Origin of the sequence: Bacillus sp. Pc3 (assembly GCF_000815145.1) — a bacterium.
GTDB lineage: Bacteria > Bacillota > Bacilli > Bacillales > Bacillaceae > Bacillus > Bacillus velezensis.
In genome coordinates this window covers 2390889-2403036 of sequence record NZ_CP010406.1, presented here as the reverse complement: position 1 = coordinate 2403036, position 12148 = coordinate 2390889, and the positions used below count along the sequence as shown (strand labels likewise).

Genomic DNA, 12148 nt, shown 5'->3' with positions numbered 1-12148 from the left:
ATAAAAAGCAGTTCCTTATGAGAAGAGAAAATCATATCACTATGTCACCCAATCCGTAAAAAACATGACAGCAGCTTTTCAGAAACTCACACAGTCTCATCGAAGCTGCTGCGACTTCCGGCAACATAGATTGTGCAGCAGAAATGCCAACGATGTCAAAGCGCTGCGTGACAGCTATAAAAACGTCCGCCAAACACACGTGATGGCTGCTGTATTATGCCAAGTCATCATATTCGGCTGCGTGTTCGAAATCGTCAAAGCCGTCCCTTTCCGCTTTCACACGCCCCTTGCCGTATCAATGGGACTCGCGGTGTTACTGATTTTGTATTTATTGTATTTTATGCGGACGTACTTGCTGCAGCTTTTCCAGCATGTCAGCCTGTTCAAAAAAGGGCATGCGGGAGCGCTGACAGGAGCCGGGGTTTGGCGGATGCTCAGTTTCACTGTAAGTGAACTGCTGTTTTTAATCATCCTGGCTGCCATCCAGCAGATCGGCTCATTTATTTATAAACGATTTTTTTATCGCAGCTCTGCTTCTCTCAACCTGTGAAATAAGCTACATCGCAATCGCTGACGGACCAGTCCCAACCGGAATCACCGTCATGGCTGTATAATCACTCGTGCGGTACACGGTTACGGTATTGTCGTCGGGCTGTGCTGCATAAATGTACTGATTATCAGGTGTTACGGCGAGGTCAAAGGCGCCGGGCAGAGACACGTTTGCAATGATCCTCTGTCCAGCCGTATTAACTACGTATAAGTTATTAATGAGAAACGGTTCACTATATGGCTCTAGAAAATAAGCCCTAGTGCTATCGCGAGAAAATACAATCGTCCTCAGAGTTTCAAATAAACGGTTGAAGTCGCCTCCCCTGCTTAATGGTGACAAACTGATCTCCGTTACCCCTTTCGGCAGCAGCTCACCATTCAACACATACGCAAAATTTCCAGCGTAAGGAGTGGCAATTAAACTGGGAAATTCAAATGTATCTATGATACTTTCTACCAACTGCCCAGTATTTACATCATATTTATCAACCGACCAACTGCTTCCATTAGCGGTATAGACATACTGTCCATTCGGATCAAGAGCAAAGTCTAAAGCGCCGGGTATCGGAATGACATCAATGACCGATTGAGAGGCCATGTTGATCATATATATAGATCCGGCGGCCATCACGTACGCGAACTCATCTGTTGAATCAAATTCAACCTTTCTCGGCCCTCCTCCAACAGTGACGGTATTTATGATGGTTAATGTTTTATTATCTAGCACTGAGACAAGGTTGGTATTCCCATGGAGGACATACGTGAAAGCTTTATCGAAAGTAACGCCTAGATTAGTTGGCACGTCAGAAAAAGGGATTGTTTTTACAACAGTGTTTAAATCTGAATCAATAACCGAAACCGTGCTGTCTCCTGAATTGGCTGTAAACACATACGATTGAGGGTCTGGCGGTGGCGGTAAAACAAGTGTCCCGGTCACCGTAAGCGGACTGCCGTAGAAAGGCGGTACAATGAGAAGATCTTCCACTGTTATTTGACTGAAATCAGGACAGCGGCCAGACTGCGCTGCATAATAAACAACTTGATCAATCTCTTCAGTATGAATCACAGAAACAGACCCGTCCCCTTGTCCATATTGATTTCGTACAGGCGACACACTGACAAGAAGCGTAACGGTCCCTTTTACTCTCACGGCATATCGAACACCGATATCTTCTGGTTCCGGCCCAGTCTGGATTAAGCAAGGCTCACTGATACATAATAAATGATCAGTACTCCATGTAACCGTCGCAGCTGCTTCGGCAGAATCAATGGTGAACCCCTCGGGAATGTCAATCGGCACTAGAAACGGCGCTTCTCTGCTAATTTCCTCATCACAAAAACAGAAACAATTTTCCTGTAAAGCAGACAGATCATTCTTTTTCATGAATTCACGTCCTTTTAGAAATGTACAGCATGCAGTTGGTTAAATCACAATATCTCCCGGTGAAACCCCAAGAGATATCACAGTTTCCACAGAATAATCATCCGTGTTGTAAACAGTGATGTTCTGCTCTAAAAAATGAGCAGCATACAGAAATTCGCCATTCGGAGTAAACGCAAAGTCTCTTGCCGATTGCGGAACATTTCCTATAACGCCTGCACCATTCGGACTGACAGCATATAAATTGCCAGTGAAGCTGTCATGTAAATACACCTCTGATCCACTCGTAAACATTACATATTGGCCATCAGGCTCCAGCTCTTGGGTAATGCTGATCGTAAACGTATTTAAGTCAATAACCGTCAAATAATTGAATAAGAATTCTTGTTCTAAGACATACGCATACCGCTCCGGCCAATTTGTTTCTATGGATGATACGATAAGCTCTCGTTCAATCGTTCCTGTGACTTCACCGGTGAATAGGTCCACTTTTTGCACTAAACCAAAATCAAGAACATAGGCGAATAACCCATTGGGATCAATTGCAAAATCAAATCCTTCCACAGGAATCGACCTATCCACAGTTAACGTATCAATTCCAATCACATAAATCGCAGTATCGCCGAGAACATAAGCAAACTCATGATTTGGGATACATTTTATCGATCTAGGCGGCTGATCCAGCAGTATGGATGCTGTCACTGTTAAAGTGTCATAATCGATGACAGAAATCACATTATTGTTGAAGTGCAAAACAAACACAGCACTTTTATCCGGAGTTATTTCAATACCTGTCGGCAGGTACGGTAGAGCAATCGTTGTCACAACAGTATGAGTGTTTGTATCAATCACAGAAACTGATTGATCATTTGGATTCGCTGTAAACGCATAAACGGGTTCCGGCTCAGGAACAAACACAATCGTGCCCGTCACCGATAAAGGACTGCCATAGAATGGCGGAACGACAACAAGGTTCTCGATCGTAATGTCACTGACATCCGGGCAATCATCGGGTTCATCAGAATAATAGACGACTTGGTCAATCTCTGCATTGCGGATGACAGAAACAGACCCGTTCCCTTGTCCATATTGATTTCGCACTGGTGAGACACTGACGAGAAGCGTAACAGTTCCCTGCAGGCGCACTGCGAATTGAACACCGATTTCATCAGGCTCTGGCCCCGTCTCAATGAAACAGCGTTCAATGACACAAGAAAGGCTGTCTGCATTCCACGTCACGTTTGCAACAGCTTCAGCCGGATCAACGACAAACCCCTCAGGCAATTCAATCGGCGCTTGAAACATCGCTTCACGGCTTGCTTCTTCCTCGCAAAAACATAAACATTCTTCTTGTGCGGCTCCTGCTTTTTCTTTAAAGGAAAGCTTGTTATTTCTCATATCTTCACTTCCTTTTCAGACATACACTGCTCACGCAGATACAACAGAATATGGGAAGGTGTATTTGTTTGCTTGTACAAATTGTGGGGATAATAGTGGATTTTTGAAATGATATCCGCAGACATGCGGTTTTAACGAAAGAAAACATTGCGGTATTTTTGCGCTATCCTTCCGAATGAAAATGATAAAATATGTCATATACATAACGTGGAAGGGAGGGATTCGGAATAGTGGCGAGTGTTTTATCATCTTCAGCGGTTGGAGAAAAAATCAACGAATGGTATATGTACATTCGAAGGTTCAGCATCCCGGACGCCGAGTACTTGCGGAGAGAAATCAAAGAAGAACTTGCAGGTCTGGAAGATGATCAGGATCTTCATCTATACTATTCTCTCATGGAATTCCGCCATAATCTGATGCTCGAATACCTCGAACCGCTGGAATCGCAGCGGATAGAAGAACAGCCTAGACTATCGGATCTGCTCGCGGATATTGATAAAAAGCAGGCCCGGCTGACCGGACGTCTTGATTATTATTTTAATTTTTTCCGGGGGATGTATGAGCTGGAATGCCGTGAATATCTTTCAGCGATTCAGTTTTTTAAGAAAGCTGAATATAAGCTTGATTTTGTCAAAGATTGTATCGAGAAAGCTGAATTTTATTTTAAGATGTCAGAGTCCTACTATTATATGAAACAGACTTATTTTTCTATGGATTATGCCCGGCAGGCTTATAAAATTTATCATAAGCAGGAGGCATATAATATAAGGGTGCTTCAGTGCCATTCATTGTTCGCTACCAACTTTCTTGACTTAAAGCAATATGATGAAGCAATTCAGCATTTTAAAAAGGCTTATGCCATGGCAGAGGCAGAACAGCAGCCACAATTAATGGGCCGGACTCTATATAATATCGGACTTTGTTTTAACAGCCAAGAAAATTACAAACCAGCCATTGATTACATAAAACGGGCAATAGCTGTTTTTGAAGATGGGAACATTATCACTTCTCTCCCGCAAGCCTATTTCTTAATCACACAAATACATTATAAAATCGGAAATATGGCCATAGCCAGACAATATCATGACAAAGGGGTATCTTATGCAGAGGAAGCAGAAGATTCCCTATATATCGTCGAGTATGAATTTTTAGAATCTTTATATGTCGGTGAGCCTGATGAAGAAGCAATCATGGAATGTTTTGACTTTCTCAGAGATAAATCGATGTATGCTGATCTTGAAGATTTTGCCTTAGATGTGGCAAAATATTATCATGAAAGAGAAAATTTCGAGAAGGCTTCCGCATATTTTTTAAAGGTGGAAGAAACAAGACAGCAGATTCAAGGAGGTGTGAAGTTGTATGAAATTGAAGTATAAATTAGCACTTACTTGCTTGGCAATAAGCACTGTTTTTGTTTCAGCCGACATCGCAAGTGCACCAAAACATCAATTTGAAGTTGCTCAGCGCGGAATGATTTAAATGATGATTACTTTTAGGCTTGCAGGTTAAACTGCAAGCCGTTTTTTATATAAACAACTAATTGCAAAAACAAAAAGTATACCTTAAAATTCAAATGTGTAAAAAGTATTTGACACATATACATATATTATTTAAAATAAATATATATAAATTTGAAAGTTTAAAATAAAAACAAAAATTTTTAAGGAGGGTTTTAGTGGATAACAATATTAAAAAACTTAGAACAGCAGCTGATATTTCACAAAATGATCTGGCTAAGCTCTGCAATGTGACCAGGCAAACCATCAATGCAATTGAAAATAATAAATATGACCCGACTTTAAGTCTGGCTTTTTCGATAGCTCACGCATTAAATACGGGAATAGATAAAGTATTCAACTATAACGCCAAAAAAAAGTAAGGGAGCGGTTCTTATGAAGAAAATGGATGAGATGCAAAAACACCAATCGGGTATAGCCGCCAGAATAGCATTTAGTTTTTATACTGTCGCTTTACTGATATGGTCATTAATAGATTATTTTAAAAACGGAAATACAGGATGGCAATTCCCAATACTTTTAATAGGCTGCGCGCTCTATTTATGGATTCAAGTTTATCATAATCGAAAAACAAGGTAACAATTCCAATACACTTCCGGAGGATTATACAGCAATGTACGAATATAAGTTCATAAAAGTAGAAGTAAACCGATGGAAAGGAAAGCCTAAAGAAGACTATAAAGAAATTATTGAAAAGTATTCGCAGCAAGGATGGAAGCTGGTTCAAATATTTGCTCCTCCTATTTCAGGTTATGGGGCAGCCGATTATTTTGATATTATTCTTGAAAAAAAAGTATAAATGTTTCAGTACAAAGAAAGCCGGATCATACATATGGTCCGGCTTTCTTTGTACTGAAATAAGCCAGCAGATACCTTAACGGATTTCACCTCTTAAATATTTTTTCGGAAATCCGCAATTCAAATAGCTTCCAATATATTTTATTATTTAACTTGCTGGGGATATTGAAAAAATTGGAGGAAAAAATGAGTCTACTTTTAAAAACACAAAATAGTAAAGCGATTTTTACATTAGTAGCATCAGGAATCATTGTTCTCGCTCTTTTCAGTATAAAACATAATCATTTAAGCATGGATGTCATCGATATTTTAAACAGAGCTGGAATAATAGCTCCTAGTTGGATTGTCAGTGCTATCACTGCAACGGGTTCAGTCCTGGCTATCATTACTGTTTTAGGATCTCTTGGTGCAGGCTTGCCATTAGCCGTTTTAGAACAATTGGCTGCAGCAAGTACAGCAGCAGCTTAATATAAAACATTAAATTCAATATCCCTGGCAGTCCCTTAAACGAATGGATGAAAATACTTTGTTTAAAAAGAACGTTTTAGTCAAATTGTACATACTCTGTCTGATCTTATTTTTAATTGCTTTATTTACAGCATATTTTTATACAGATCCCGCTTCAAATGTAAATAATCTAAATCGAAATATCCGTCCGGATTTTTTTCAGATTTTCTTTAATAATATTAAAGTAGCGAGTCTGCTTGTTTTTTTAGGACCGTTGACGCTGTCGCTTGGCACGGTTGCTGTTTTAATTATTAATGGATTAATTTTAGGGAATGCGATAGGAAACATCAAAGACAATTTAAACCTTTTACTGCTTGTTATTCCCCATGGAATAATTGAAGTGCCGGTATTGCTTCTTGCAGCCTCTGTAGGAATGAAATTAACTTTGGATTTATTACTCCTCAAAATAAATTTAAAATTCACTTTTAAATATATTGGTATTATATTTCTCGGTTTAATGATAGCAGCTATGTTAGAAACATTTCTTACACCTATCTTTATAAAAGGAGCCTCTTAAGATTATGCAAATTGAATTATCCTCATTTAAGGAACGAAACATTAATTTTTTGTCCTCGTTTTTGTTTTATATTATCGGGTTAGCTTTTTATTTAAGTTCCCTTTTACCTTTTATGAAAAGTTTAATTCCCAAAAACATCCCTATACAAGTTGTTGAGCAAGTAAAACATTTAGATTATATCATTGCGATAGCCGCACTGTTTCTTTTAATGTTCGGGGTGATTTTTGAAGGATTTGTATTATTTCTCATTATAAATTTTCTTGGCGCTCAAATTAAGATTAAAACCTTTTATTCCCTATTTATGTTTTCTAACATCCCGGTCGCAATTAAGTTTTTTCTTATATCATTCAAAAACATTTTCGCAGAACATCCAAATACTAGTTTATTTTTCACAAGTAATCATTTGATTTTTTCTATCTTTGATTTGTTCAATATTGCATACTTATTTCTTTTGTTTATTCTTCTGAAATGGAGAACAAATTTGAACTACCTGACAATCTCAGTTTTTATTTTTACGGCATTCCTGTATAGAATGTTTTTTTAGCATATATAAATAAACCCCCTCAATAGGGGTTTTTCTTTCATTTCGTTCACTGTATACAGTTCCTTTTATATGCTTCCGAAACAATACCGACTCTAGTACTCACATTCCACTTTTTACAGAGACCGGCTATGATATATTCGACATTACGCTGCGAGTAGTTTAATGACTTAGCGATCTCTTTATTAGGTTTTTCAGCAATTATCAGTTTAATTACTGAAATTTCAATCTTTTTTAATTCCAATTCATTTTCTACTGCTGTTTTCATTCTAACTTCCTTTCTAAAGATGTATTTACTAAATAATACCCTATTATATAATTTTTATCAATAACATCAATGATTAATGGTAAAATAATATGTTGCTTTTACTAACTTCTAAGTAGTTTATATACAATATAAAAATCCCCCGCATGTTTCAAGCGGGGGAAATTCTTTTATTTCACAAACCCAAGCAGCATTTCACGAATCATCTTGCTTGCCGTGTTTGCGGTTTGTTCTGAGTGGTCATAGACCGGCGCGACTTCTACGAGGTCAGCGCCTTTTACGCTGACTTCTGAGCGCGCGATTTCATGGATGGACGCGAGCAATTCTTTAGACGTGATGCCTCCTGCGTCAACCGTGCCCGTTCCCGGCGCATGAGCGGGATCAAGAACGTCGATATCGATGGTGACATAAACAGGGCGTCCCGCAAGCTGCGGCAGCACTTTTTTCAGTGGCTCAAGCACTTCAAACTTAGAAATGTGCATGCCGTTTTCTTTCGCCCATTCAAATTCTTCCTTCATTCCGGAACGGATGCCGAATGAAAATACGTTTTGCGGCCCGATGAGCTCGGCCGCTTTGCGGATCGGAGTAGAGTGGGAAAGCGGTTCGCCTTCATAATCCGTGCGCAGGTCGGTGTGCGCGTCAAAATGAATGATGGCAAGGTCCGGAAATTTCTTATACATGGCTTTTATGACAGGCCATGATACAAGGTGCTCCCCTCCCATGCCGAGCGGGAACTTTCCTTTTTCTAAAATGCTGTCCACGTATTCTTCAATCATATCAAGGCTTCTTTGCGGATTGCCGAACGGAAGCGGAATGTCGCCGGCGTCAAAGAAATTCAAATCAGCTAAGTCACGGTCGAGATACGGGCTGTATTCTTCAAGACCGATAGACACCTCGCGGATTCTCCCCGGGCCGAATCGTGAACCCGGACGGTAGCTGACCGTCCAATCCATCGGCATGCCGTAAAGGATGGCGTCCGCCTCTTTCCAGTCGGGGCGGCTTGCGATAAATACTTTTCCTGAATATGCTTCATCAAACCTCATGATAAAACCCTCGCTTTCCTGTAAAAAAGCGCAAGATTCGCTCCTGCGCCGTACGTTTTTATTTGATTAAGTCGCTCACAAATTTCGGAAGAACAAATGCCGCTTTGTGAAGCTCTTTCGTGTAATATTTCGTGTCGATGTCAAAGAAACGGCTGTCCTCCACTTCAAGCGGATCGTACTTTTTAGAACCGATCGTAAATGTCCACAGGCCGCTCGGGTACGTCGGGATATTAGCCGTATACAGGCGGGTGATCGGGAAGATTTCTTTCACGTCACGCTGAACGTTTGTAATCAGTTCCGGTGTAAACCACGGGTTGTCCGTCTGCGCGACGAAGATGCCGTCTTCTTTTAACGCCTTGGAAATTCCGGCATAGAAGCCTTTTGAGAACAGATTGACGGCCGGTCCGACCGGTTCTGTTGAATCAACCATGATGACGTCATACTCATTCTCTGATTTCGCGATGTGCATAAAACCGTCATCGACTCTCACGTCGACGCGCGGATCATCAAGCTTGCCCGCAATGGACGGAAGGAATTTTTTAGAGTATTCAATAACCTTGCCGTCAATGTCGACAAGCGTCGCTTTTTTTACGCTTGGGTGCTTCAGAATCTCTCTGATGACACCGCCGTCTCCGCCGCCGACAACGAGGACGTTTTCCGGATTCGGGTGCGTAAATAACGGAACGTGCGCAACCATTTCATGATAGACAAATTCGTCTTTTTCAGAAGTCATGACCATTCCGTCTAAGAACAGCATGTTGCCGAATTCTTCTGTCTCCACCATTTCCAGATGCTGAAATTCCGTCTGTTCCGTATGTAATGTTTGTTTCACCTTTAATGTAATGCCGAAATTCTTCGTCTGCTTCTCCGTATACCAAAGCTCGCTCAATTGTCATCTCCCTTTCAAGGCTTATTTCATTTATTGTAAGCGTCTGTATCGCTTTTATTCCGGTTAAAATCTCATTTTCACCTAAGGAAAAAGTATAGAGGATGGAGGGGAAAAAGTAAAGAAGTGTCCGGTTTGATATGTTTAAAAAACCCCCTTTTTTCACATAATAATAGAATCATGAAAAAGGGGGTTCCCAAAAGTGGATAAAGTATCTGGAAAACAGCTCAGAATCACATTCAAAATCATCCGCGCCTGCATCTTTCTGACACTGATCGGCGGAATGCTGGCCGGCGTCTGCTTCACATCCGTTCTTCTTGCAGCGAAATGGCAGGGGGCCCCCTCCGTCCGGGTTCCTCAGTCTACGATTCTTTATGCAAATGACGGCTCAAAGCTAGGTGAGACCGATTTCGGGGAAAAGCGCTACTGGGTGCGGTTAAAAGATATCAATCCGATAGCGGTGCAGGCCGCCATTGCGGTGGAGGATCAAAACTTTTACAACCACCACGGTTTTGATTACCGGCGGATGGCCGCCGCCGCGCTGGCTGACATAAAGGCAATGGCCAAGGTTCAGGGCGCAAGCACCATCACCCAGCAATACGCGAGAAATCTCTACCTTGAGCATGATAAGACATGGAAACGAAAATGGAACGAAGCATTTTACACGATCCGCCTTGAACAGAACTATTCTAAAAACGAGATTTTAGAAGGTTATGTAAATACGATATATTACGGCCACGGCGCATATGGAATTGAAGCCGCCTCGCGCCTGTATTTCGGCAAACACGCCAAAGATCTGAACGATGCGGAAGCCGTGCTTTTGGCGGGCATACCGAAAGGCCCGTCCGGCTATTCGCCATATGTCAGCGAAAAGAAGGCCAAACAGCGCCAGGAAACCATTCTCCGACTGATGATCGGCCAAAAAATGATCTCAAAAGAAAAGGCGGAAAGGCTTAAGAAAACGCCGCTTGCCTATCAGCCGCTGAAAAACAGAACCGCGGCGAAAACGGCGCCTTATTTTTACGATGATGCGATGAAAGAACTCGAGAAAAAGCTAGGCATGACGCGCGAACAGCTGGCAACGAGCGGATTGCGTGTTTATACGACGCTTGATAAGCGCATGCAGCGGATTGCGGAAAACACTGTGGCACATACGATCCGTACCGGCTCTGACATTCAGGTCGGCTTTTCCGCGATTGATCCGGCAACAGGGCGCGTGCTTGCGCTTCTCGGCGGACGTGACTACGAAAAAAGCCCGTTTGACCGGGCGACACAGGCGAAACGGCAGCCGGCTTCCACGATCAAGCCGCTTTTGTACTACAAAGCGATTCAAAGCGGCTTTACACCGGTCACGCTGATGAAAAGCGAAGCCACAGAGTTCAAGATTGACGACAACGGAGATACTTATTCTCCAAGCAATTACAACGGCTACTACGCCAATAAACCGATTACGCTGCTTCAGGCGCTTGCATTATCAGACAACATTTATGCCGTGAAGACCCATCTCTTTCTCGGCATGAATAAGCTCGTGTCGGCGGCAAAGGAATTCGGCATCAGCGAACATTTAAAGCCTCTTCCGTCTCTGGCGCTCGGAACTGAACCCGTGCGCCCGATTGAGATGGTTAATGCCTACGCGATGCTCGCAAACGGGGGAAAACAAATCACCCCTTCCTTTATCACAAAAGTGACGGATACCGCCGGCAACGTCTTGTATGAACAGCCGCGCGGACATCAGCAGACGCTTGATAAAAAAGCCGCTTTTGTGACGGCGAGCATGATGACGGGCATGTTTGATCAGGATTTAAACGGCTATACTTCCGTCACGGGACGCACCATTTCGGACCGGCTGACCCGAACCTATGGCGGTAAATCAGGCACGACCAGCGCAGACAGCTGGATGATCGGCTTTAACCCGGCTCTTGCCGCCGGTGTATGGACAGGCTATGACAAAAGCAGCACGATTGATTCAGTAGAGGAAAAAAGCTATGCGAAGACGATTTGGGCGGACTTTATGGAGAAGGCGCTCGAAGGAGAACCGGAAATAGCGCTTAAACCGCCGAAGGGCGTCACGGGCGTCTATATCGATCCCGCTTCCGGCTACACTTCGGGACCCGGCTGCGCCGCAAAGCATTATACGTATTTCATCGCAGGCACTGAGCCCGCGGATGTGTGCTACGGACCGGAACCTTCTAAAAAAGAAAAGGAACACGCCCCCGCCCGCAAAGAAGCTCCGCGCAAAAAGTGGTGGGATAAGTGGCTCGGCAAAAAAGACTGAGCCCGGTGCATTGCGCGCCGGGCTTTAATCCGCGTCTTCCTCAAGCACCCATGGGAGCAAGAGTGAAAAGTCGAGATGGATAATAGGGTCAGGAAAACCCTTCGGTATAAAAAATGTTGTACTCGGCAATGAAAACGAAAAGCGGATATCTCCCGCCCTCTCGATATGAAACTTCGGCCAGCCTTCCCTAAGCCTGCCGACAATCGGATAGCTGCCCGCATAGTGATGCAGGCCGTTTTCCTTTCCATGCTCCCCCAAGTCGTGACAGACAGCCGGACGAATCCCAAACTGCGTAAACAATCTTGTTATCTCGGCGGGAAGGAGATTCACCGCCTCGGAAAAGTTCCGGCAGCTCCCGCAATCGCAAGGATCAGGCCATGATTTTTCGTATTGTTTTCTCGTTTCCGCCGCATCTGCTTCAATGACCCATGGCCCGATTTCAAAGACGGTGAACATGATGAAACCTCCGCG

14 protein-coding genes and 1 pseudogene are annotated in these 12148 nt (G+C 42.8%); 9 read left to right on the top strand and 6 right to left on the bottom strand.

Annotated features, from left to right (window positions below):
- Nucleotides 1-37: 37 nt before the first annotated feature.
- Nucleotides 38-550, top strand: a pseudogene (locus SB24_RS11450) (bacteriocin biosynthesis protein AlbG); the annotation flags it as partial.
- 6 nt (nucleotides 551-556) lie between these two features.
- On the opposite strand, the gene SB24_RS11445 reads toward SB24_RS11450, so the two are convergent.
- Complete coding sequence (locus tag SB24_RS11445) at nucleotides 557-1933, bottom strand: YncE family protein (protein WP_039063793.1); 1377 nt, start codon at nucleotides 1931-1933, stop codon at nucleotides 557-559.
- Nucleotides 1934-1972: 39 nt separating this feature from the next.
- Complete coding sequence (locus SB24_RS11440) at nucleotides 1973-3328, bottom strand: YncE family protein (protein ID WP_039253463.1); 1356 nt, start codon at nucleotides 3326-3328, stop codon at nucleotides 1973-1975.
- 230 nt (nucleotides 3329-3558) lie between these two features.
- Between SB24_RS11440 and SB24_RS11435 the strand changes: the two genes are divergently transcribed.
- From SB24_RS11435 to SB24_RS11405, 7 genes are all read left to right on the top strand, one after another.
- Nucleotides 3559-4704, top strand: coding sequence for a response regulator aspartate phosphatase (locus tag SB24_RS11435; RefSeq protein WP_033574379.1), 1146 nt, complete (start codon nucleotides 3559-3561; stop codon nucleotides 4702-4704).
- Nucleotides 4688-4807, top strand: coding sequence for a PhrC/PhrF family phosphatase-inhibitory pheromone (locus SB24_RS11430; RefSeq protein WP_015240778.1), 120 nt, complete (start codon nucleotides 4688-4690; stop codon nucleotides 4805-4807). The genes SB24_RS11435 and SB24_RS11430 overlap by 17 nt, the downstream gene beginning before the upstream one ends.
- Before the next feature lie 196 nt (nucleotides 4808-5003).
- On the top strand, nucleotides 5004-5207 hold the full coding sequence (locus tag SB24_RS11425; protein WP_007407640.1) for a helix-turn-helix transcriptional regulator: 204 nt from the start codon (nucleotides 5004-5006) through the stop codon (nucleotides 5205-5207).
- Between the two features lie 13 nt (nucleotides 5208-5220).
- Nucleotides 5221-5424: a hypothetical protein gene (locus SB24_RS11420; RefSeq protein WP_007407641.1), complete on the top strand. Its 204-nt coding sequence runs from the start codon at nucleotides 5221-5223 to the stop codon at nucleotides 5422-5424.
- Between the two features lie 34 nt (nucleotides 5425-5458).
- Nucleotides 5459-5644, top strand: a complete 186-nt coding sequence (locus SB24_RS11415) for a DUF4177 domain-containing protein (RefSeq protein WP_007407642.1) — start codon at nucleotides 5459-5461, stop codon at nucleotides 5642-5644.
- Nucleotides 5645-5829: 185 nt separating this feature from the next.
- A complete protein-coding gene (locus SB24_RS11410; RefSeq protein ID WP_007407643.1) occupies nucleotides 5830-6111 on the top strand; it encodes a hypothetical protein in 282 nt (93 codons plus the stop codon).
- 43 nt (nucleotides 6112-6154) lie between these two features.
- Nucleotides 6155-6667: a stage II sporulation protein M gene (locus tag SB24_RS11405; protein WP_039253458.1), complete on the top strand. Its 513-nt coding sequence runs from the start codon at nucleotides 6155-6157 to the stop codon at nucleotides 6665-6667.
- A gap of 590 nt (nucleotides 6668-7257) precedes the next feature.
- On the opposite strand, the gene SB24_RS11395 is transcribed toward SB24_RS11405, so the two are convergent.
- The 3 genes from SB24_RS11395 to speE form a co-directional block, all read right to left on the bottom strand.
- Nucleotides 7258-7476, bottom strand: coding sequence for a helix-turn-helix transcriptional regulator (locus tag SB24_RS11395; RefSeq protein WP_003151056.1), 219 nt, complete (start codon nucleotides 7474-7476; stop codon nucleotides 7258-7260).
- Between the two features lie 167 nt (nucleotides 7477-7643).
- The gene (gene speB / locus SB24_RS11390) at nucleotides 7644-8516 is read right to left on the bottom strand and encodes an agmatinase (RefSeq protein WP_007407646.1); all 873 of its coding nucleotides are present in this window, start codon (nucleotides 8514-8516) and stop codon (nucleotides 7644-7646) included.
- A 58-nt stretch (nucleotides 8517-8574) separates the two neighbouring features.
- A complete protein-coding gene (speE, locus tag SB24_RS11385) occupies nucleotides 8575-9405 on the bottom strand; it encodes a spermidine synthase (RefSeq protein ID WP_003151052.1) in 831 nt (276 codons plus the stop codon).
- Nucleotides 9406-9604: 199 nt separating this feature from the next.
- Between speE and SB24_RS11380 the strand changes: the two genes are divergently transcribed.
- The gene (locus SB24_RS11380; protein ID WP_033574377.1) at nucleotides 9605-11677 is read left to right on the top strand and encodes a transglycosylase domain-containing protein; all 2073 of its coding nucleotides are present in this window, start codon (nucleotides 9605-9607) and stop codon (nucleotides 11675-11677) included.
- Between the two features lie 24 nt (nucleotides 11678-11701).
- Here SB24_RS11380 and SB24_RS11375 read toward each other — a convergent pair whose 3' ends face one another.
- Nucleotides 11702-12133, bottom strand: a complete 432-nt coding sequence (locus SB24_RS11375; RefSeq protein ID WP_015418444.1) for a hypothetical protein — start codon at nucleotides 12131-12133, stop codon at nucleotides 11702-11704.
- Nucleotides 12134-12148 lie beyond the last annotated feature (15 nt).

Coding starts and splice junctions, on each gene's coding strand:
- SB24_RS11445 (WP_039063793.1), bottom strand. CDS start 1,933: ATGAAAAAGAATGATCTGTCTGCTTTACAGGAAAATTGTTTCTGTTTT.
- SB24_RS11440 (WP_039253463.1), bottom strand. CDS start 3,328: ATGAGAAATAACAAGCTTTCCTTTAAAGAAAAAGCAGGAGCCGCACAA.
- SB24_RS11430 (WP_015240778.1), top strand. CDS start 4,688: ATGAAATTGAAGTATAAATTAGCACTTACTTGCTTGGCAATAAGCACT.
- SB24_RS11420 (WP_007407641.1), top strand. CDS start 5,221: ATGAAGAAAATGGATGAGATGCAAAAACACCAATCGGGTATAGCCGCC.
- SB24_RS11415 (WP_007407642.1), top strand. CDS start 5,459: ATGTACGAATATAAGTTCATAAAAGTAGAAGTAAACCGATGGAAAGGA.
- SB24_RS11410 (WP_007407643.1), top strand. CDS start 5,830: ATGAGTCTACTTTTAAAAACACAAAATAGTAAAGCGATTTTTACATTA.
- SB24_RS11405 (WP_039253458.1), top strand. CDS start 6,155: ATGGATGAAAATACTTTGTTTAAAAAGAACGTTTTAGTCAAATTGTAC.
- SB24_RS11395 (WP_003151056.1), bottom strand. CDS start 7,476: ATGAAAACAGCAGTAGAAAATGAATTGGAATTAAAAAAGATTGAAATT.
- speB (WP_007407646.1), bottom strand. CDS start 8,516: ATGAGGTTTGATGAAGCATATTCAGGAAAAGTATTTATCGCAAGCCGC.
- SB24_RS11375 (WP_015418444.1), bottom strand. CDS start 12,133: ATGTTCACCGTCTTTGAAATCGGGCCATGGGTCATTGAAGCAGATGCG.